18 protein-coding genes are annotated in these 20,304 nt (G+C 61.8%); 11 read left to right on the top strand and 7 right to left on the bottom strand.

The genetic code is table 11. The features are described 5' to 3' along the window. The first annotated feature begins 2 nt into the window (after positions 1–2). Positions 3–2,678 (top strand): DUF4132 domain-containing protein, encoded by a 2,676-nt coding sequence (locus CX511_RS15995; RefSeq protein ID WP_101292756.1) that lies wholly within the window; start codon positions 3–5, stop codon positions 2,676–2,678. Here CX511_RS15995 and CX511_RS16000 read toward each other — a convergent pair. After that, positions 2,653–3,564 (bottom strand): LysR family transcriptional regulator, encoded by a 912-nt coding sequence (locus tag CX511_RS16000; protein ID WP_101292754.1) that lies wholly within the window; start codon positions 3,562–3,564, stop codon positions 2,653–2,655. The genes CX511_RS15995 and CX511_RS16000 overlap by 26 nt on opposite strands. Before the next feature lie 133 nt (positions 3,565–3,697). Here CX511_RS16000 and ampC point away from each other — a divergent pair, with 133 nt between their 5' ends. Next, a complete protein-coding gene (ampC, locus tag CX511_RS16005) occupies positions 3,698–4,864 on the top strand; it encodes a class C beta-lactamase (RefSeq protein WP_101292774.1) in 1,167 nt (388 codons plus the stop codon). A 6-nt stretch (positions 4,865–4,870) separates the two neighbouring features. Here ampC and CX511_RS16010 read toward each other — a convergent pair whose 3' ends face one another. Next, the gene (locus tag CX511_RS16010; protein ID WP_045183465.1) at positions 4,871–5,494 is read right to left on the bottom strand and encodes a glutathione S-transferase; all 624 of its coding nucleotides are present in this window, start codon (positions 5,492–5,494) and stop codon (positions 4,871–4,873) included. 3 nt (positions 5,495–5,497) lie between these two features. After that, a complete protein-coding gene (locus CX511_RS16015; protein WP_373432760.1) occupies positions 5,498–6,292 on the bottom strand; it encodes a helix-turn-helix transcriptional regulator in 795 nt (264 codons plus the stop codon). Between the two features lie 178 nt (positions 6,293–6,470). On the opposite strand from CX511_RS16015, the gene CX511_RS16020 reads away from it, so the two are divergent. The 5 genes from CX511_RS16020 (at position 6,471) to CX511_RS16045 (ending at position 10,786) form a co-directional block, all read left to right on the top strand. Further along, the gene (locus CX511_RS16020) at positions 6,471–7,592 is read left to right on the top strand and encodes a DmpA family aminopeptidase (protein ID WP_101292752.1); all 1,122 of its coding nucleotides are present in this window, start codon (positions 6,471–6,473) and stop codon (positions 7,590–7,592) included. Between the two features lie 86 nt (positions 7,593–7,678). After that, positions 7,679–9,052: a nucleotide 5'-monophosphate nucleosidase PpnN gene (gene ppnN / locus CX511_RS16025; RefSeq protein ID WP_045183289.1), complete on the top strand. Its 1,374-nt coding sequence runs from the start codon at positions 7,679–7,681 to the stop codon at positions 9,050–9,052. A 180-nt stretch (positions 9,053–9,232) separates the two neighbouring features. Next, positions 9,233–9,919 (top strand): TIGR04211 family SH3 domain-containing protein, encoded by a 687-nt coding sequence (locus tag CX511_RS16030; protein ID WP_101292750.1) that lies wholly within the window; start codon positions 9,233–9,235, stop codon positions 9,917–9,919. Between the two features lie 82 nt (positions 9,920–10,001). After that, positions 10,002–10,523 carry a methylated-DNA--[protein]-cysteine S-methyltransferase gene (locus CX511_RS25445; protein WP_101292748.1) on the top strand — a complete coding sequence of 174 codons (522 nt, stop codon included), beginning with the start codon at positions 10,002–10,004 and terminating at the stop codon, positions 10,521–10,523. Continuing rightward, positions 10,514–10,786: an Ada metal-binding domain-containing protein gene (locus CX511_RS16045; RefSeq protein ID WP_231353313.1), complete on the top strand. Its 273-nt coding sequence runs from the start codon at positions 10,514–10,516 to the stop codon at positions 10,784–10,786. Before CX511_RS25445 ends, CX511_RS16045 begins: the two co-directional genes overlap by 10 nt. A gap of 47 nt (positions 10,787–10,833) precedes the next feature. Here CX511_RS16045 and dsdC read toward each other — a convergent pair whose 3' ends face one another. After that, entirely contained in the window at positions 10,834–11,766 is a 933-nt protein-coding gene (gene dsdC / locus CX511_RS16050; protein ID WP_045183294.1) for a DNA-binding transcriptional regulator DsdC, read from the bottom strand. A gap of 2 nt (positions 11,767–11,768) precedes the next feature. Continuing rightward, complete coding sequence (gene dsdA, locus CX511_RS16055) at positions 11,769–13,121, bottom strand: D-serine ammonia-lyase (RefSeq protein ID WP_101292746.1); 1,353 nt, start codon at positions 13,119–13,121, stop codon at positions 11,769–11,771. Between the two features lie 187 nt (positions 13,122–13,308). On the opposite strand from dsdA, the gene fusA reads away from it, so the two are divergent. Together fusA and CX511_RS16065 are read left to right on the top strand one after the other, a co-directional pair. Further along, positions 13,309–15,414 carry an elongation factor G gene (fusA, locus tag CX511_RS16060; protein WP_045183298.1) on the top strand — a complete coding sequence of 702 codons (2,106 nt, stop codon included), beginning with the start codon at positions 13,309–13,311 and terminating at the stop codon, positions 15,412–15,414. A gap of 229 nt (positions 15,415–15,643) precedes the next feature. Beyond that, complete coding sequence (locus tag CX511_RS16065; protein WP_101292744.1) at positions 15,644–16,366, top strand: GNAT family N-acetyltransferase; 723 nt, start codon at positions 15,644–15,646, stop codon at positions 16,364–16,366. Here the strand turns inward: CX511_RS16065 and CX511_RS16070 are convergent. Beyond that, positions 16,363–17,256: a LysR family transcriptional regulator gene (locus tag CX511_RS16070; protein ID WP_045183300.1), complete on the bottom strand. Its 894-nt coding sequence runs from the start codon at positions 17,254–17,256 to the stop codon at positions 16,363–16,365. The two genes, CX511_RS16065 and CX511_RS16070, sit on opposite strands and share 4 nt — an antisense overlap. Positions 17,257–17,367: 111 nt before the next feature. Here CX511_RS16070 and argC point away from each other — a divergent pair, with 111 nt between their 5' ends. Next, positions 17,368–18,300: an N-acetyl-gamma-glutamyl-phosphate reductase gene (argC, locus tag CX511_RS16075; protein ID WP_101292742.1), complete on the top strand. Its 933-nt coding sequence runs from the start codon at positions 17,368–17,370 to the stop codon at positions 18,298–18,300. 67 nt (positions 18,301–18,367) lie between these two features. On the opposite strand, the gene CX511_RS16080 is transcribed toward argC, so the two are convergent. Beyond that, entirely contained in the window at positions 18,368–18,721 is a 354-nt protein-coding gene (locus CX511_RS16080; RefSeq protein WP_101292740.1) for an SH3 domain-containing protein, read from the bottom strand. A gap of 133 nt (positions 18,722–18,854) precedes the next feature. Between CX511_RS16080 and CX511_RS16085 the strand changes: the two genes are divergently transcribed. Then, positions 18,855–20,300: a SulP family inorganic anion transporter gene (locus tag CX511_RS16085; protein ID WP_045183306.1), complete on the top strand. Its 1,446-nt coding sequence runs from the start codon at positions 18,855–18,857 to the stop codon at positions 20,298–20,300. Positions 20,301–20,304 lie beyond the last annotated feature (4 nt).

Here is a 20,304-nt window from a genome sequence, read left to right on the forward strand (position 1 = left end):
TCATGGCACTCGAACAACTTCAGGCGTTTGTCCTCGACCTCCCGCAAACCGACCTTGGCGTGGCTGAGCACATCGGCCCGGACGGCTATCCGCTGCTGGCCACCAGCGAACTGCGCCACGAACACCAGTTGATCAGCGAACTGCTGCCCTTGCTGCAAGACATCCACGGCCGTCCCGAGGAAATACTCGCCGCCCTGGGCAAACTGCCGGCCATTGCCACACTGGCACAACCGCAACAGCGTATGCGTCTGGCCCTGGCGCTGATCGAGCGGATCGTTGCCTACGATGGCGGCCTGAGCAGCGCCAGCATCACCTATGGCTTTGCCCATAGCTTCGACGACGGGGTCATGCCGACGCTGGTCAGTCTGTTGATGCAAAGCGATGAGGTGCTCGAACAACTGGCTGTCCCGGTACTGCAGTGGATCACCGGCTACCGTTTCGGCTATTACAACGTTGTGCCGACCCTGACGGTGATCAACTGGATCAGTACCCAGCCATTGCCTCAACTGCCTGAAGCTCTGCGCGACCTGCTCAGGGTATTGCGCAGCCAATGCACCGATCCCGACCAGTACGGTAATGCCGTCATAGTCGGCAATTATGGCGAACACCTGGCAACCAAGCTCGATCCACTGTTGGGCGACGGCATCTGGCAGGTGCTTGTGCCCTGCGAACACTGGACGCAGTTGGCCTTCAAGGACGTCGAAACGTTACCTGCTGATAGCCAAGCTCAGTGGCTGGACCTGTTGCGTCACGCCGGTACTGCCACCTCGGCGCGGCCTGCGGCAAAGTGGCTCAAGCACGCTCAATCCTTAGTGCACAAGGTCGGGGAAGCGCCGCTACGCTCTGCGCTGTTGCGCTGGTTCGCCAGCGTTGATAGCGGTCGCACCGGGGCGCTGTTGTTTGACCGCTGGCACAGTGTCGATGATCGCGCGCGTATGAGCCAAGGCAATGCCACAGTTTTGCGCGGCTTGCTGTGGATCACTCCAATGCTGGCCGACAGCGAACTGACACGCGCCCTGACCCGGGTTGCCTTGAGTGGCTACCGCAAAGTCCGCGGCATTGGCGCGCGGGCGCCCAAGGTGGGCAATGCGGCGGTGTTCGCTCTGGCATCAATCCCGACCCGTGAAGCAGTCGGCCAGTTGGCCGTGCTCAAGGCGCGGGTCAAGCTCAGCAGCGCACAAAAAGAGATCGAAAAAGCCTTCACCAGTGCCGCCCAAGCGCTGCAACTGCCACGCGATCAGATCGAAGAACTCGCTGTTCCCACCTATGGCCTGGAGCAGGTGGGCCTGCGCCGGGAAACCTTTGCCGAGGGCGCCTACATTGCCGAGGTCAGCGTTGATGGCAAGCAGGCAACGCTGAACTGGTTCCACGCTGACGGTACGCCCCAGAAATCGGTGCCCGCCAAGGTCAAGACCGAACACACAGAGGCACTCAAAGACCTGCAGGCTGCGGTAAAAGACATCAGCGCCATGCTCCCGGCCCAGGCGGCGCGACTGGACACCTTGTTCCTGCTGGAAAAGCACTGGCCCCTCGCAGAGTGGCAGGAACGTTACCTCGACCACCCGCTGATAGGCACCCTGGCGCGTCGATTGATCTGGACGGTCAGCGAATCCGGCCAGGACCGTGCGCTGATCTTCAACGACGCTTGCCTGCAAACCCTCGATGGCAGCATCGTCATGCCCTCCAGCGAGGCGCAGGTACGCCTCTGGCACCCCATCGGCCGCCCCCTGGAAGAGATTGTTGCCTGGCGCGAGCGCATCGAAGCCTTGCACATCACCCAACCGTTCAAGCAGGCACACCGTGAGGTCTACCTGCTGACCGACGCCGAGCGTCACACTGCGACCTACTCCAACCGCTTCGCCGCCCATATTCTGCGCCAGCACCAGTTCCATGCGCTGGCCACCGGCCGCGGCTGGCGCAATCAACTACGCCTGCTGGTTGACGACAGTTACCCTGCGGCCAGCCGCGAACTGCCGACCTGGGGCCTGCGGGCGGAGTTCTGGATCGAGGGTGTGGGTGACAATTTTGGAGTCGACACCAACGATTCTGGCACCTTCCTGCACCTGAGCACTGACCAGGTGCGCTTCTACCCCATCGATGCCGAGCAACGTACTGCGCCTGCCGCTGGCGGTGGTTACACCCCAGAGCATTGGCGTAATGCCGAAGATGCCGCACCGCTGCCTTTGACCCAGGTGCCAGCGCTGGTGTTGAGCGAAGTCATGCGCGACATCGACCTGTTTGTCGGCGTGGCGTCGCTGGCCAATGACCCGCAATGGGCCGATGGCGGGGCCGACGGCCGCCTGCGCGACTATTGGCGACAAGAGGCGTTTGCAGAACTGGGCGCTACAGCGCAAACCCGCAAGCAACTGCTGGAAAAACTGCTACCGCGCATGACCCGCCTCAAAGGCAAATGGTCCCTGCGCGGACGCTTCCTGGAAGTCACTGGCAAATTGCGCAGCTACAAAATCCACCTGGGTTCGGGCAACATCCTGATGCAGCCGAACGATCAGTACCTGTGTATCGTCCCTGACGCCAAGGCGCGCACCCAGGCCATGCCGCACTACCTGCCGTTTGAAGGTGACACGCTGTTATCGATCATCCTCTCCAAAGCCTTGCTGCTGATCGATGACGACAAAATCAGTGATCCGACCATCACCGATCAGATAGCCGAGCGTTGAGATTGCTGCCAGGTGTCGCCACGGCACCGCGCAGCCAATCCTTGAAGGCTTGCATCGCGGTGCTCTCGGCCCGCGACTGCAAGCGTGTCAGCCAGTAACTGCCGGTGCTGATGCTGAAGGCGAACGGCTGACGAATCGCATCGCTGGCCAGTAGCCGTTCGAACATCAAGGGTGGCGCCAGGGCCACGCCAACCCCTTGCTGCGCAGCCTCCATCATACCCAGCGACGAGTCGAAAACCACCGTGCGCGAGGGTTGCAAGGCGCTGGGTACACCGGCGACCTGGAACCACGCCTGCCACTCATCGGTCCGGTAGGAGCGCAGCAAAGTCTGCTGCAGCAGGTCCGCCGGGGTGTGCAATCGCTCAGCAATCTGCGGTGTACAGAGCACCGACAACGGCGCCTCGAGCAACGGCAATGCCTCGGTACCGTGCCAGGCACCACTGCCGAAACGAATCGCATAATCGAGCCCTTCAGCAGCGACATCGACACGGTTGTTGTTGGTCGACAGACGCAAGTCGATGTAGGGATAACGGGCCTGGAAATCCGCCAATCGTGGCAACAACCAACCGACAGCGAACGTACCCACCGCCCCCACTGTCAGCACCTCACGATAATGCCCGCCTTCAAAACATTCCAACGTCTGGGCAATGCGGTCGAAGCTTTCGCGCAGTACCGGCAACAAAGTCTCGCCTTCGCGGGTCAGCATCAGACCCCGTGGCAAGCGTTTGAACAAGGTGACATTGAGCTGGGTTTCGAGGCTCTTGACCTGATGACTGACCGCAGCTTGCGTCACGCACAACTCGATCGCCGCACGGGTAAAACTCAAGTGCCGCGCCGAAGCTTCAAAAGCCCGCAGGGCATTCAGCGGCAGATGCGGTCGGATCATTCATAACCCCTAATTTTTCTAATGACTGCTGCGAAATATCATCGGTTGTCCCCAGCCGGCAATGCACCTAGATTGGCGCTCCCTGCTGCAGACAGGCTCACTACAATCAACGCACATGGAACCTTGCCCGATGATGCCCAAGACAATCAAGGCCAAGCCAGGGATTCTGGCAGCTGTAGGACTTTTCTTGTTTACCAGTCAGACGCTCGCGTCTCCCCTTTCTGACGCAGAAGTGGCATCGACCGTGAACGCTGCCGTGCGCCCATTGATGCAGCAACACGCCATCCCCGGCATGGCCGTCGCCATCAGCGTCAAGGGCAAGCAGCATTACTTAAACTACGGGGTGGCCTCAATACAGACGGGGCAGGCCGTCAACGCCGACACCCTGTTCGAGATCGGTTCGGTGAGCAAGACCTTCACCGCCACCCTCGCCGGTTTTGCCCAGGCCAGCGGTAAGCTGTCGCTCAGCGACCCAGCGAGCAAGCACTGGCCGGCGTTGGCCAAAACGCCTTTTGACGGCATTACCCTGCTCAACCTGGGAACCTACAGCGCCGGTGGCCTGCCCCTGCAGTTCCCTGACCAGGTCAAGGACCAGGACGACATGCTCCGCTACTACGCGCACTGGAAGCCTGCCTATGCCCCCGGCACACAGCGGCTGTATTCCAACCCAAGCCTGGGCTTGTTCGGTTATTTGGCGGCAAGAAGCATGGGCACACCCTTCACTGAGCTGATGCAACAGCAGCTGCTGCCACAACTGGGCTTGCAACACACCTACCTGCAAGTACCCGCGACACAAATGGACCGCTACGCCCAAGGCTACAACAAAGACAATCAACCGCTGCGGGTCGGTCCGGGCGCGCTGGATGCCGAAGCCTACGGGGTGAAAACCAGCGCCGCTGATTTGCTTCACTACCTCGACGTGAACATGCAGCCACAGCGCCTGAGTCCGCCGTTGCAGCGCGCCATCGCCACCACTCAAACCGGCTATTACCGCGTCGGCGCCATGACCCAGGGGCTGGGTTGGGAAATGTATGACTACCCGATCAGCCTCGACCAACTACTGGCAGGGAACTTTTCCTCGATGACCCTTGAGCCACACCCGACAACCTGGCTGAAACCGGCCCAGCCGCTGCACGCCAACACGCTGCTGAACAAAACCGGTTCAACCAATGGCTTCGGTGCGTACGTACTGTTCGTGCCGTCCAGGCAGATCGGCATTGTCTTGCTGGCGAACAAGAACTACCCGAATACCGAGCGGGTAAAAGTCGCCCATGCCATTCTCACTGCGCTGGACCAGTAGTCGCCCTCAAGGGGTGCCGTTGCGTCCATGCAGGCGGTAGCCTTCGCGGGTGCTCAAATGCTCATAGTACGCCTCGACGGCGGGCAACGGCGGACGCTCCAACGGGGTCTGCAGCCAACGGTTGACCGACAGGCCGATAGGGATATCGGCCAGCGAAAAGTCCTGACCACTGACATAGGCTGCGGTGCGTTCAAGCTGGCGGTCGAGGATGGTCATATGCCGATTCCAATTGCGGCAGGCTGCGGCCAGCGTGTCAGCATCTTGATGGGCGGGTGATTGGCGCACCAGGGAGACAAAAGCGTAGCTCCACGAGCCATTGAGATCGGTGGCTTGCCAGTCCATCCATTGGTCGACCCGCGCCCGTGCCTGAGGCGCTGACGGGTACAGCCACTCACCCGCGTAACGCGAGGCCAGGTAACGAATGATGGTGTTGGACTCCCACAGCACGAAATCGCCGTCCTGGATCACCGGGACCATGGCATTGGGATTGAGCGCCATAAAGGCCTCGTCCTGGGTCGAACGAAACCCCGAGCCCCAGTCTTCCCGCTCAAAAGCCAGCTGCAGCTCCGCGCAGGTCCACAGCACCTTACGCACGTTGATCGATGACGCCTTGCCCAGTATCCGCACCATCATTCACTCCTGTGACTCGTGTTGACCCAGCCGTTGCAAGAACAGGCTGAACAGTTCTGATTGCGACGAAACACCCAGTTTGGCGTACAGGTTGCGCCGGTGCACTTTTACCGTTTCCTGAGAGATGGCCAGGCGCTTGGCAATCGCCTTGCTGGAATTACCGCGCAGCACCAGGCGGGCGATTTCCAGCTCGCGGGCCGACAGCGTATCGCTGCCAAAGTGCTCCAGTGCACGCTCCACCGGCGTGGCATGGCTGCGGTTGGCCAGGGCCGGATTCTGCAGCGCCCAGTGTTGACGCAAGAGCGCCAGCAACCAGGGCGCATACAGCTGCATCTGGCCCAGGTGCGCAGTCTCGAAGCGCTGATTGGCGCCTAGAGAAATGGCTAACAACTGTCCGGGCGCCAGGTTCAGCACCAGTTGCAGCTCATCTTCACCGATGGCTGAGCGAAAGTAGTTCTGAAAATAGTCGCTCTGGCGAAATTCGTCCGGCGCCACCTCTTCCATGCGGTAAACGCCATCGGCCAGGCCTTCGTGCATGGCCTGGTTGAACGGGTCGAGCAAATACAGGCCACTGAGGTACAGCGGCATGGGTGACGGTGCGTTACTGAAACCACGGTCGAATTCGGCCAGTACCACGGGGGCGTGGTCATGCTCGGCAAAGATCACCAGCCCGTTGTCGAACGGCAGCATCTGGTTCAGCAGGGCCAGGGTCTGGTGCCAGAATCCTGGCTGGCCCAACTGCGCGATCACCTTGGCCAGCCCGTGATGATGGGCGGCGGCTTCGAATAGCATCTGCACCGATAACTCCTCGGGGGTAACAACTGGGGGTAATCGCCAACGGCGGGCCGAGTTCCTAGACTCTGCACACCGGCACGCAGTATTGCCGTTGCCCGCCCGGTTTGTCATGCACCGCATGATGCTGCGGCAAGTGCGGCAACCGCCGGCCTTCGAACCTTCCCGATGGAGCAGTGAAGCAATGCGTATTCGTGACCTGGGCATTCGTATTGGCATGGGCAAACCTGGCGTCTACAACGCCATCACCGATGTGCCTGGCGTGCGTGTGGGCCATTACACCCTTCATGATGAAAGCGGTGCGCAGGCGGTGCACACCGGTGTCACCGTCATCGAGCCGCGACCGCAGTCGGCGCACCTGCAGCCATGCTTTGCCGGCGTGCACGTGCTCAACGGCAATGGCGATGCGACTGGCCTTGAATGGATTCGCGAAGCTGGCCTGTTGACCACACCGATTGCCTACACCAACACTCACAGCGTGGGTGTGGTCCGTGATGCCCTGGTGGCTGCCGAGCGCGAGTTGGGTAAGCAACGCACCTACTGGTGCATGCCGACGGTGCTGGAAACCTATGACGGCGTGCTCAATGATATTTGGGGCCAGCATGTCACTGCCGAGCACGTCCAGGCCGCCCTGGCCGATGCGCGCTCAGGGCCGGTGGCCGAAGGCTGCGTGGGTGGCGGCACCGGAATGATCTGTCACGAGTTCAAGGGCGGCATCGGCACCTCGTCACGGGTACTGAACGCGGAAATCGGCGGCTGGACGGTCGGCGCGCTGGTGCAAGCCAACTATGGCGTACGCGAAGCGCTGCGAGTCGGCGGCTACCCGGTGGGCGAAGCGTTAAGCGAACTGCCCTCGCCGTTTCGCGGCAGCGACACCGTGGGTGAGGCTGGCATGGGCTCAATTGTCGTGACCCTGGCCACCGACGCACCGCTGCTGCCGCACCAATGCACGCGCCTGGCTCAGCGTGCCAGCGTGGGCCTGGCGCGGGTCGGCGGCGGTACTGAAGACAGCAGCGGCGACATCTTCGTGGCGTTCTCAGTGGGCAACCGCGACCTGCCGGTGACCAATGTCGGTCGCCCTGGAGTACCCACCACCACGGTGCAGATGGTCAATAACGATCACATTTCAGCCTTGTTCAGCGCCGCGGCCGATGCCGTCGAGGAAGCGATCCTCAATGCGCTGCTCGCCGCCAGCGACCTTCAGGCCAATGGCCACCAAGCACTCGCACTGAAGCCCGAACAACTGCTAGAAGCCTTAGCGGCCGTCGGTTGGAAGGCTGGTCCTCGCGCAGTGCCAACAACCTGAGCATTAAAGGCACTCGTTGCTGCGACAATTTGTCGGTATGGTGGTGTTCTGAAGATGGACGTTTACCCGCTCACAGGAAACCCAGAATGCCCCAACGTGAAGTTATCAATGCATCTGTCAGCCCAAAAGGCAGCCTGGAAACACTGTCTCAACGTGAAGTACAGCAACTGAGTGAAGCCGGTTCCGGCAGCCTGTACACCCTGTTCCGCCAGTGCGCGCTGGCAATTCTCAACACCGGCGCGCATGTCGACAACGCCAAAACCATCCTCGAAGCCTACAAGGACTTCGAAGTACGCATTCACCAACAGGATCGCGGCGTGCGCCTGGAGCTACTGAACGCCCCGGCCGATGCCTTCGTGGATGGCGAAATGATCGCCAGCACCCGCGAAATGCTCTTCAGCGCATTGCGCGACATTGTCTACACCGAGAGCGAGCTGGCCAGCCAGCGCATCGACCTGGAGAGTTCCCAGGGCATCACCGACTACGTCTTCCACCTGCTGCGCAACGCCCGCACCCTGCGCCCTGGCGTTGAGCCCAAAATGGTGGTGTGCTGGGGCGGTCACTCGATCAGCACCGAGGAATACCAGTACACCAAGAAAGTTGGCCACGAGTTGGGCCTGCGCAAGCTGGATGTCTGCACCGGCTGCGGCCCGGGCGTGATGAAAGGCCCGATGAAGGGCGCAACCATCGCCCACGCCAAGCAGCGCATGAGCGGCAGCCGCTATCTGGGCTTGACCGAACCCGGCATCATCGCCGCCGAGGCGCCCAACCCGATCGTCAATGAGCTGGTGATCCTGCCGGACATCGAAAAGCGCCTTGAAGCGTTCGTACGCGTCGGCCATGGCATCATCATCTTCCCCGGTGGCGCCGGTACCGCCGAAGAGTTCCTGTACCTGCTCGGCATCCTGATGCACCCGGACAATCGCGACCTGCCGTTCCCGGTCATCCTTACGGGCCCGAAAAGCGCCGAGCCGTACCTGCTGCAGTTGCATGCCTTTGTGCAAGCCACGCTCGGCGACACCGCCCAGCGCCATTACCAGATCATCATCGACAACCCGGCTGAAGTGGCCCGACAGATGGTCGAAGGGCTCAAGGAGGTCAAGCAGTTCCGCCGCGAGCGTAATGACGCCTTCCACTTCAACTGGCTATTGAAGATCGAAGAAGGTTTCCAACGCCCGTTCGATCCGACCCACGAGAACATGGCCGGCCTGCAACTGCGCCGGGACCTGCCCGCCCATGAACTGGCGGCCAACCTGCGTCGGGCGTTTTCCGGGATTGTTGCCGGCAACGTCAAGGACAAGGGTATCCGCTTGATTGAAGAGAAAGGTCCTTACGAAATTCATGGCGATGCGGCCGTGCTGCACCCGCTCGGCAAGTTGTTGGAAGCCTTCGTTGCCCAGCACCGCATGAAGCTGCCAGGCGGCGCCGAGTACGTGCCTTGCTACCGTGTCGTGACCTGACTTCGAGCCTCCCCTGATGGCGGGCACAGGCTGTGCCCGCAACATTTGCTGCCATTTTCCTACCTCCCTCAGTGAACCTGCCTGCAGAAAAATGGTCTTTCAGCTGGCGGCTTGCGTGCACGCCCACGTTCACTGGCCCAGTCACCGGGCTTTTAATTTTTACTTCACGCGAAGACCATCATGCCTATCTCTCGTCCTGTGCCTGCGGCGCTTACCCCCGATTCCCCTGCTTTGCTGCGCCCGCGCAACAGACTTTCCCTTGGCGTGATCGGTGCCCTGATTGCCCTGAGCGGCCCCTTGCAGGCCGAAGAAACCACCGACACGGGTGAGCGCTGGGTCAGCGACAGCCTGACCACCTTCGTGCGTAGCGGGCCGACCAATGGCCACCGCATCGTCGGCAACCTCAAGTCCGGGCAGAAAGTCACCCTGCTCAGCACCCAGGGTAACTACAGCCAGGTGCGTGGCGAATCCGGCGATATCGTCTGGATCACCAGCAGCGACCTGCAAGCGGTTCCCGGCCAAGCCGAGCGTTTGCCACAACTGACCGAGCAGGTCACGCAACTGAGCGAGCAACTCAAGACCATCGACGACAGCTGGAAAGCACGCGTGCAAGGCATGCAGGAGACCCTGGACTCACGCAAAGCCCTGATTGACGAACTGGAGGCACGCAGCAAGGCGCTCAATGCCGAGCTCAGCGACACCCAGTCGGAGCTGCGCAGCACCCAGGCACGCCTGGGCGATGAAAACAAACACGTGTTGATGCGTTACATGGTCTACGGCGGCGGTATCGCGGGCGCAGGCCTGCTCGCCGGCCTGATCCTTCCGGCGTTGAGTCGTGGGCGCAAACGTAACGACCGCTGGTTCTGAGTTCGAACACAAGCAGCGGGGTGACGCAACGCGGCACAATCCTTACAGTGGCCAGCCAAACCTGTCGAACGAGGATTGCCGCATGCCCGCTTGTGAGCTTCTGCTGGAGCGCATTGCGCTGCCCGCCCCCATCGGCCAGGTACTGATCGTCAGTGACGGTCGACAGTTGTTAGGCCTGGAATTCGACGAGCCGGAAAAGCGTTTGCTGCGCCTGCTGCAGACGCGCTTCAGGGGGCGTTTCACCCTGCATGACACCACTGACCTGAAGCAACTGAGTGACCCGATCCGCGCCTATTTTGCTGGCGACTTGCATGCACTGGACGCGGTGCCGGTCGATGCCGGTGGCACGCCGTTTCAGCAACGCGTGTGGGCGGCGTTGCGGCACATTCCTGTGGGCAGCACCCGAACCTATGGCCAGCTTGCCGCAATGATCGGCAGCCCCGCTGCGGCACGGGCGGTTGGCTTGGCCAATGCCTTGAACCCGATCAGCCTGGCTATTCCCTGCCACCGTGTGATCGGCAGCAGCGGTGCGCTGACTGGGTATGGTGGGGGTATCGAACGCAAACGCTGGCTGCTGGACCATGAACGTCAGGCGTGCGCGTGAGCTGCGGGCCTTGGCGGCTGCTCGGCGCCGATGGCATTGAGTACCTGAGCGCGCAACCCGGCGAACTGGGTGGCCATCGTCGCAGCAAGATCTATGGACGACTGGACTGTCCGGGGGCGTTGCGGGCTATCGCGCGGGGCGGGTATGTAAAGCACCGGGTGTTCTTTCTCGATGTCGAGGCTGCGCGGGCCGCGGGGTATCGACCCTGTGCGGTGTGCATGCGAGCAGCCTACCGGCAGTGGAAGAGCGGTGCCGATGAGTGAAGGCGGTCAGTGTGGGCACCGGCCTTGCCGGCGATAAGGTCGACACCTCACTCAGCACACTCACGCAACCACTCAATCATCACCCTAACCCGCAACGGCAACGGATCACGCGGCGGATGCACCAGGTAATAGCCCTGCCCCACCGCGGGTTCGAATTCACCCAGCGGCAGGATCAACAACCCTTGATCGATCAGCGGTTGCACCAATTGCCGACGGCCCATGGCCACGCCGACATGATTGCTTGCAGCCACCGCACATAAATCAGCACGATCGAACGTCAGCGCTGCACTTGGCAGGTGCGCCTGCGCATCATGCTGGCGCGCCCAACGCTGCCACTCGGCATCAAAGGCGGCATGCTCCCAGGCCAGGGCATCGTGCAATAACGTGCATTGACGCAATTGCTCGGGCGCATCAATCAGGCCATGACGCTCGGCGTATTGGCGGCTGCACACCGGCGCCACCTGTTCGGCCATCAGCAATTGACTGACCAACCCCGGAAAGTCCCCGTCGCCATACAGCAGTGCCAGGTCGATATGCCGGGCACGAAAATCCACCGCCTCGTTGCCGGTACGGATGTCCAGACTGATCTGCGGATTGCGCTGCTGGAAGTCCGCCAGCCGCGGTACCAGCCAACATTGGGTAATGGACGGCCGGGCATAGAGCGTCAGGGCGCCGCTGACGGTCGAGGTGGAATCCGCCTGCAGGGCTTCTTCCAGGTCCTCCACCAGCCCCTGCACCAATCGGTACAGGCGCTCACCTTCGTCCGTCAGGCGAATGCGTCGGGTCAGGCGTTCAAACAGGCGCAACGCCAGCACCTGTTCGAGCCGGGCAATACGGTGACTGACTGCGCTGGGGGTCAGGTGCAACTCTTGCGCTGCCAGGGTAAAACTCAAGTGCCGCGCGGCCACGGCGAAGGTGTGCAGGTTGGCAAACTGCGCCCCGGTCAGACGGTTGCCAAGGCGTGGTGGCAGGTTGAGCATGCTCACTGCCCGGCCAGCACGATACGGCCCTTGGCCAGATACGCGTCCATTTCTGCCCGCGGCACCATGCTGCCGCCCGTACCCCAGACCAGGTGAGTGGCCCGCTGCATACGCGCGTCATCCAGCCCCAGGCGTTGGCGATAGCCCTGGGTTTCGTGCAGCACCTGCACCATGCCGGGCACCCCGGCCAGTGCCGACGGCTCCAGTTCATAGCCCTCACAGGCCTGCATCTGCGCCAGCAAGCGGTACAGGGTGGCATCGTCGACGGTGTAGTAACCGTCGATCAGGCGCTGCATCGCCCGGCCGACAAAGCCTGAAGGCCGCCCCACCGCCAGGCCATCGGCCGCGGTCTGGTTATCGATACCAACGTCATACACCGAGACCTCATCATGGAGCCCGGTATAAACGCCGAGGAACATACACGGCGAATGGGTGGGTTCAGCGAACAGGCAATGCACCGCATCGCCAAACACCAACTTCAGGCCAAACGCCACGCCGCCAGGGCCACCGCCGACGCCGCACGGCAGGTAGACAAACAATGGATGCTCGGCATCCACCGCAATGCCCTGCTCGATCAATTGGCGCTGCAGGCGCTCGGCCGCCACAGCGTAGCCAAGAAACAGGTTGTGCGAGTTCTCGTCGTCGACGAAATGACACCGCGGATCGGCTTCAGCTTCCTGACGCCCCTGTTCCACCGCTACGCTGTAGTCAGCGCTGTATTCGCGCACCTCGACCCCATGGGCGCGCAAGCGGTCTTTCTTCCACTGCCGAGCGTCCGCCGACATGTGCACCGTGGCCTTGAAGCCCAGGCGCGCACTGATGATACCGATCGACAAGCCGAGGTTGCCGGTCGAGCCCACGGCAATGCTGTACTGGGCAAAGAACGCCCGTGCCGCCTCGCTGTCGAGCGTGGCGTAATCATCACCCGGCTGCAGCAGTCCACCGGCCAGCGCGAGGTCTTCCGCGTGCTTAAGCACTTCATAGATGCCGCCACGGGCCTTGATCGAACCGGAAATTGGCAGCAGGTTGTCGGCCTTGAGCCACAGGGCACCGCCCTCGGGCAACTGATGCTCGGCGCGCAGCACAGCCTGCAGCGCCGGGAGCGGCAACAAGGGCGACTCGATGATGCCGGCGCTGGCTGCGGTTTCGCTAAACGCCGACTGGATGAACGGTGCAAAACGCTGCAATCGCTCGCTGGCCTCGCGCACATCCTGCGCAGTCAACGGCACATCACCCAACGCTTCAGCAGTCGGCGCACAGTGCGGGTTGAACCAGCAGGTCGGGCGCAACGCCACCAGCTCGGCGATCAGCGGGTGGCTCTGACACCAGTCGTTCACAGGTCGTTGCAGCGGCATGGTCATACTCCATTGGCAAGCGGATAGAACGATTAAGCGTCAGGCGCCGGGTGCATTACAACCGATGGTTACTCAGGCCATGGATGATCCCTGTTCAGCCATGCGCCAACGTGCAGACCGGCGCACTTCTGCTACCTTGGGAATACCCTCTTCATCGTCTGACGCACACATCTACAGGTGACCCATCATGGCGCGCACCACCCCCATCGAGCTGTACCGCAATATCGGTATCGTCGCCCATGTTGACGCGGGCAAGACCACCACCACCGAACGGATCCTGTTCTACACCGGGGTCAACCACAAAATGGGCGAGGTGCACGACGGCGCCGCAACCATGGACTGGATGGCCCAGGAGCAAGAACGCGGGATCACCATCACCTCGGCAGCGACCACGGCGTTCTGGCAAGGCTCGACCAAGCAGTTCCCGGAAAAATACCGTTTCAACATCATCGACACCCCCGGTCACGTTGACTTCACCATTGAGGTGGAGCGCTCGCTGCGTGTACTCGACGGTGCCGTGGTGGTGTTCAGCGGCGCCGATGGCGTGGAACCGCAATCGGAGACGGTCTGGCGCCAGGCCAACAAATACCATGTGCCGCGCATGGCCTATGTCAACAAAATGGACCGCCAGGGCGCTGACTTCCTCAAGGTGGTCAAACAGATCGACCAGCGCCTGGGCCACCATCCGGTACCGATCCAACTGGCGATTGGCGCCGAGGAGCACTTCATCGGCCAGGTCGACCTGGTGAAGATGAAGGCCATCTATTGGAATGAAGATGACAACGGCACCAGCTATCGCGAAGAAGACATTCCTGAAGACATGCTGGCGCTGGCCAACGAGTGGCGCGCACACATGATCGAAGCGGCCGCCGAGGCCAATGACGAGTTCATGGAGCTTTACCTCAACGGTGAAGAGCTGAGCAATGAGCAGATCAAGGCCGGCCTGCGCCAACGCACCCTGGCCAATGAAATTGTCCCGGCGATCTGCGGCTCCTCGTTCAAGAACAAAGGCGTGCCGCTGATGCTCGATGCGGTCATCGACTACCTGCCAGCGCCCTCGGAAATCCCCGCCATCAATGGCACCGATCCGGATCACGAAGACAAGCACCTGGAGCGCCACGCTGACGACAGCGAGCCGTTTTCTGCCCTGGCGTTCAAGATTGCCACCGACCCCTTCGTCGGCACCCTGACCTTCGCCCGCGTCTATTCCGGCGTACTCAGTTCCGGCGACGCGGTGCTCAACTCGGTCAAAGGCAAAAAGGAACGGGTCGGGCGTATGGTGCAGATGCATGCCAACCAGCGCGCCGAGATCAAGGCCGTGTGCGCCGGTGATATCGCCGCGTTGATCGGCATGAAAGACGTCACCACTGGCGACACCCTGTGCGATATCAACAAACCAATCATCCTCGAACGCATGGACTTCCCGGACCCGGTGATTTCGGTGGCGGTCGAACCCAAGACCAAGGCCGACCAGGAGAAGATGGGCATCGCCTTGAGCAAGCTGGCCCAGGAAGACCCGTCCTTTCGCGTGCGCACCGATGAAGAAACCGCACAAACCATTATCTCCGGCATGGGCGAGCTGCACCTGGACATCATCGTTGACCGCATGCGGCGTGAATTCGGTGTCGAGGCCAACATCGGCAAGCCGCAAGTGGCCTATCGCGAGAAGATCCGCAATACCTGTGAGATTGAAGGCAAGTTCGTCCGCCAGTCCGGTGGTCGCGGCCAGTACGGCCACTGCTGGATCCGCTTCGCACCGGGTGAAGAAGGCAAGGAAGGCCTGGAGTTCGTCAACGAAGTCGTCGGTGGCGTGGTTCCTCGCGAGTACATCCCGGCAATTCAAAAAGGCATCGAAGAGCAGATGCAGAACGGTGTGCTGGCCGGTTACCCGCTGATTGGCTTGAAAGCAACGGTGTTTGATGGCTCGTACCACGACGTTGACTCCAACGAAATGGCGTTCAAGGTCGCGGCCTCCATGGCCACCAAGCAACTGGCGCAAAAAGGCGGTGCCGTGTTGCTGGAGCCGGTGATGAAAGTCGAGGTAGTGACCCCAGAGGAATACCAGGGCGACATCATGGGTGACCTGAGCCGCCGTCGCGGAATGATCCAGGAAGGTGGCGAAACCCCTGCCGGCAAGGTGATACGGGCTGAAGTGCCGCTGGGCGAGATGTTTGGTTACTCCACCCAAATGCGTTCCATGACGCAGGGCCGGGCCAGTTACACCATGGAATTCACCAAGTACGCCGAAGCCCCGGCAAGCATCGCGGACGCGATTATCAAAAAACAGGGATAAGGCCTGTAGCCGCTGCCGCCAGGCTGCGATCGGGCGTGAAACGCCCGCCACTCACACCCCATCAGGGTGGCGGGATGACGACCGTTCGCAGCCGATCGCAGCCTGGCGGCAACGGCTACGAATCGATCGCGCTCGGGCAATAGAGTTGCTCCCACCTTGCCCACCAGACCTGTAGACTTGCCTGCAAAGCCAAGTCACCGGCCGTCTTTCGTTTGGAGTTTGCCCCCCGATGTTCGCCCTCACCCACTTTGTCGCCCCGCCTGAGGAGTCGATCAAGAGCCAGATCCTGCAACTGGTGGTCGACAACCTGACCGACATCAGCGCGATTGGCATCACCCCGAGCAACCCGCTGTACAGCCTCTACCAATACGGTATCGGTTTTGAGGTGCACCTGTACCTGGAGGCCATGGCCGGAACCCGCGACCTGTCAGTCGAACTGATTGTGGCGTGCGACCCGCGGGACCCACAGACCGTCACCGGCTTTCTCCTCTACCTGCCGGTACAGGGCGATTCCCAAGCATGCAGCGTGGCCTACCTTGCCGTGCACAGCCGCTACCGTCGCCTGGGCATCGCCCGCGCCATGCTGGCGCAAATGACTGCACGGTACCCGCATGCAGAACTGGCCTGCGCGGTGAACAAGGTGGGGTACTTCGAGGCCATGGGCTTTACAGTGCTGGCGGCGCGCGGACCTCAGGTGCTGATGAACACCCGCGATCATACCAGCGAGGGCCAAGTGGCCATGCTCGACGTGGCACCGATCTACCGTACCCTGGAAGTGCAGCAGATCCATACCTACCTGCTCAAACAGCACGGCAAGCGGGCCATGGTCGATGCTGAAAAGCAACGCGACCGCCACCTTGACCAGTTGCAACGCAAGGCACAGGCCTTTGTCCAGGAGCGTTTGGGCGAGCGCGCCTGGCAGCAGCGTGGCACCACGGTGCACCTGGTCTAATGGCCGACCTGCGCCGCCAACTCGACCAGCACCTGCAAGACAAACCCGGTGCTCTGCTCCACTTGCCCTTGCCGACTGGCAATTCCCAGATGGCGCCATAGGCCAGGGCGTAGCGGGCGCATGCACAACCGTGAGTCAGGCGCCGGCGCGCTACCCTCGTGGGGCAGCAAGGTAGCGCCATAACCGGCGGCCACCAGGCTCTTGATCGCGTCGTTGTAGTTGAGCTGGATGCGCGCCTGCGGTTGCAGGCCTGCCGTGGCGAACCACTCGCTGGTCACCCGTGACAGCTGCGTCGTACTGTCATTGAGAATCAGCGCGCGGCTGGCCATCCAGGCCGGCGTGATACGCGATGGCGGCGCCCAGCTGGAAGGGACAAAGGCCATGATCGGATCGCGACGCCACGGCTGGATCTGCACGCCCTTGACTGCGGCTTGCGGCAAGGCCACCAAGCCCAGGTCGAGGGTACCGTCCTGCAGGCGGCCGAGCGACTCGCGCGAGGTCAGCACCTGAACCTGCACATCAATGCCAGGGTGGCGCACGCCAAGAATATCCAGTGCTTGGGGTAACAGGTGGGCGATGGCACCGGTCGACGCCCCCAGACGCACGCGTCCACTCAAGCCCTGCACCTGTCGTTGCACTTCATCCAGCGCCTGTTCGGCATCAGCCAATAGCCGGCGTGCACGCTCCAGCAATGTCTCACCAATCGCCGTGGGGTGGATCTGCCCGCGCTTGCGCGTCAGCAATGGTGCGCCGATGCGCGCCTCAAGGTCAGCAATGTGCAGGCTGACCGTAGGGGGGGCCAGGTTCAGCACGCGGGCGGCCTGGGCAAAGGAACCCAGGTCGGCAATCACCACCAGGGTTCGCAGACGGTCGAGGCTGATTTCACGCATGGGATATTTTCATTCAGTATTTATGAATGACAACATCATGATATTCAAATTTTCTTTCGTCCAGATCGGCGCGAGCATAGGCACTTCCCGAATTGATTCATTGAGAACACCATGCACCAGCCTCTTGTCTTTATCGATGGTGACCAAGGCACTACCGGCCTGCAGATCCACGCCCGCCTGCACGGGCGTGATGACCTGCGCTTGCTGACCCTGCCCGACGCCGAGCGCAAAGACCCACAGCGCCGCGCCGAGGCCATCAACAGTGCCGATGTGGCGATTTTGTGCCTGCCTGACGACGCCGCGCGCCAGGCGGTGGCAGCGATCGTCAACTCGAGCGTACGGGTGATCGACGCCAGTTCTGCACACCGCACCAGCGCCGGTTGGGTGTACGGCTTGCCTGAACTGGATCAACAGCAGGCCGAGCAAATCGCCCAGGCCAAGCGCGTGAGCAACCCCGGTTGCTACCCCACCGGGGCGATTGCCTTGTTGCGCCCCTTGGTGACTGCCGGGTTGGTGCCGACGGACTATCCATTGACCGTCAACGCCGTGTCGGGCTATTCCGGCGGTGGCCGCGCGGCGGTCGAGCGCCACGAGACGCCTGGGCTGTACGCGGCACAAGGGGTGTTGGTGTATGGCTTGAACCTGGATCACAAGCATGTGCCAGAAATCCAGCAGCATGCCGGCTTGTCCCATCGGCCGGTGTTTGTGCCCAGCTATGGCAGTTACCGTCAGGGCATTGCCTTGACCATTGCCCTGCAGACACGGCTGCTACCGGCCGGCGTCAGCGCTGCTCACTTGCAGGATTGCCTGCGCGAGCACTACCACGGTTCGCGTTATGTGCAGGTAGCGCCGCTGGAGCATGGCGAAGCAACGCCAATGCTTGATCCGCAAGCGCTGAATGACAGCAACAACCTGCGCCTGGCGGTATTTGCCAATGAGGCCCATGGGCAGGTGCTGCTCACGGCGGTGTTTGACAACCTGGGTAAGGGTGCCTCGGGGGCTGCGGTGCAGAACCTGGAGCTGATGTTGGCGGCGATGGCCTGATTCAGGGCCGCTGCGCGCCCCATCGCCGGTAAGACCAGCTCCCACAAGGTGGGGGTTGGCGCCAGACCTAATCGACCCGCTGCACCACCGCCAACGGCACCCACCCCGCCACACCATCGCGGGTCCGGCAACACCACACCCAACCATTCAACTGCCTGCCACCCTCCAGCCTATCGCCCGGGTCCACCTCCAGCTCCCTGGCACAGTAATCCTCAAGCGCCCTGCCGTGGCCTTCATCCAAGCGCTCAAGGACTTGGTCCGGCACCCAGCCGCCTGGCTGGCCTGGGGTGGTGCAGAAGTACCAATTATCCCAGCCTTCATCACCTGAGTAGCGTTCACCAATGGCCAATAGATCGCCCTTGGACAGGGTAATGGGTTCGGGGTACTCGTTTCGATGGCTGCTGAGTGCTATGAACTTCACCTTCTGTCACCTCCGTATGACTGCACAGGTTCCAATTGCCAACCAGCACTGGCCGGCTCTTGTGAATTTACGTAGCATCCTACCCTTTTTTCGCGAGCAGCCCAGCGCTGCCGCTCCGCGCTTCGGGTAGTTCATGAAAACACGTTCCATACGCACCGACGTCCTGGCAGGACTCACCACCTCCTTCGCCCTGGTGCCCGAGTGCATCGCCTTCGCGCTGGTCGCGCACCTGAATCCGTTGATGGGCCTCTACGGCGCATTCATCATCTGCACACTGACCGCCTTGCTCGGTGGCCGGCCCGGGATGATCTCCGGCGCAGCCGGCTCTATGGCGGTCGTCATCGTCGCGCTGGTGGTGCAGCACGGCGTGCAGTATCTGCTGGCGACGGTACTGCTCGGTGGCTTGATCATGATCGCCTTCGGGCTGCTGCGCCTGGGCAAGCTGGTACGGATGGTGCCGTATTCGGTGATGCTCGGTTTCGTCAACGGCCTGGCGATCATCATCGCCCTGGCTCAGCTGGAACATTTCAAGCATGACGGCGCCTGGCTCAGCGGTTCGCCGCTGTACCTGATGGCCGGCCTGGTGGCGCTGACCATGGCGATTGTCTATCTGCTGCCACGCCTGACGCGCAGTGTGCCCCCGGCGTTGATCGCGATCCTTGGTGTGGGTGCCGGGGTCTATCTGCTCGACCTGCCAACCCGCACCCTCGGTGATCTGGCGCACATCGCCGGTGGCTTGCCGATGCTGACTTGGCCAGACATCCCGTGGAACCTGCAAACCCTGCAGATCATCGCGCCCTACGCGATCCTGATGGCGTTGGTCGGCCTGCTGGAAACCCTGCTGACGCTCAACCTCACCGACGAAATCACCGAAAGCCGCGGCTACCCCAATCGCGAGTGTGTCGCCTTGGGTGTGGCCAATATGACCTCCGGCCTGTTCGGTGGCATGGGCGGCTGCGCAATGATCGGCCAGACCGCGATCAACCTCAGCTCCGGCGGCCGCGGCCGCCTGTCCGGGGTAGTGGCTGGGGTGATGATCCTTATGTTCGTGCTGTTTCTGTCGCCACTGATCGAGCGGATCCCCCTGGCGGCGCTGGTCGGGGTGATGTTCGTGGTCGCCCAGCAGACCTTCTCCTGGGCGTCGCTGCGGGTGCTGCACAAGGTGCCGGCGAGCGACACCCTGGCAATCATTGCGGTGACCGTCGTCACCGTACTCACCGACCTGGCCACCGCCGTACTGTTCGGTATCGTCATCGCTGCGATCAACTTCGCCTGGCAGCAAGCGCGCGAACTGTATGCCGATAGCCACCTGGAAACCGATGGCAGCAAGCTGTACCGGGTCCACGGCACCTTGTTCTTCGCTTCGACCACGCCGTTTCTCAACCAGTTCGACCCGGTCAACGACCCGGCCCAAGTGACCCTCGACTGCCAGCACTTGAACTTCGTTGACTACTCGGCGATTGCGGCGCTCAAAACCCTGCGCGAGCGCTACAGCAACAACGGCAAGCATCTGCGCGTGGTGCATCTGTCCGAGCGCTGCAAGCAATTGCTCAAGCGTACCGACCTGCACTACAGCTAAAAAG

Source organism: Pseudomonas sp. S06B 330, from assembly GCF_002845275.2.
Lineage (GTDB): Bacteria > Pseudomonadota > Gammaproteobacteria > Pseudomonadales > Pseudomonadaceae > Aquipseudomonas.

Excerpts from the sequence above, each read along its gene's own strand:
- CX511_RS15995 (WP_101292756.1), top strand. The coding sequence starts at position 3 with ATGGCACTCGAACAACTTCAGGCGTTTGTCCTCGACCTCCCGCAAACC.
- CX511_RS16000 (WP_101292754.1), bottom strand. The coding sequence starts at position 3,564 with ATGATCCGACCGCATCTGCCGCTGAATGCCCTGCGGGCTTTTGAAGCT.
- ampC (WP_101292774.1), top strand. The coding sequence starts at position 3,698 with ATGCCCAAGACAATCAAGGCCAAGCCAGGGATTCTGGCAGCTGTAGGA.
- CX511_RS16010 (WP_045183465.1), bottom strand. The coding sequence starts at position 5,494 with ATGGTGCGGATACTGGGCAAGGCGTCATCGATCAACGTGCGTAAGGTG.
- CX511_RS16020 (WP_101292752.1), top strand. The coding sequence starts at position 6,471 with ATGCGTATTCGTGACCTGGGCATTCGTATTGGCATGGGCAAACCTGGC.
- ppnN (WP_045183289.1), top strand. The coding sequence starts at position 7,679 with ATGCCCCAACGTGAAGTTATCAATGCATCTGTCAGCCCAAAAGGCAGC.
- CX511_RS16030 (WP_101292750.1), top strand. The coding sequence starts at position 9,233 with ATGCCTATCTCTCGTCCTGTGCCTGCGGCGCTTACCCCCGATTCCCCT.
- CX511_RS25445 (WP_101292748.1), top strand. The coding sequence starts at position 10,002 with ATGCCCGCTTGTGAGCTTCTGCTGGAGCGCATTGCGCTGCCCGCCCCC.
- dsdC (WP_045183294.1), bottom strand. The coding sequence starts at position 11,766 with ATGCTCAACCTGCCACCACGCCTTGGCAACCGTCTGACCGGGGCGCAG.
- dsdA (WP_101292746.1), bottom strand. The coding sequence starts at position 13,121 with ATGCCGCTGCAACGACCTGTGAACGACTGGTGTCAGAGCCACCCGCTG.
- fusA (WP_045183298.1), top strand. The coding sequence starts at position 13,309 with ATGGCGCGCACCACCCCCATCGAGCTGTACCGCAATATCGGTATCGTC.
- CX511_RS16065 (WP_101292744.1), top strand. The coding sequence starts at position 15,644 with ATGTTCGCCCTCACCCACTTTGTCGCCCCGCCTGAGGAGTCGATCAAG.
- CX511_RS16070 (WP_045183300.1), bottom strand. The coding sequence starts at position 17,256 with ATGCGTGAAATCAGCCTCGACCGTCTGCGAACCCTGGTGGTGATTGCC.
- argC (WP_101292742.1), top strand. The coding sequence starts at position 17,368 with ATGCACCAGCCTCTTGTCTTTATCGATGGTGACCAAGGCACTACCGGC.
- CX511_RS16085 (WP_045183306.1), top strand. The coding sequence starts at position 18,855 with ATGAAAACACGTTCCATACGCACCGACGTCCTGGCAGGACTCACCACC.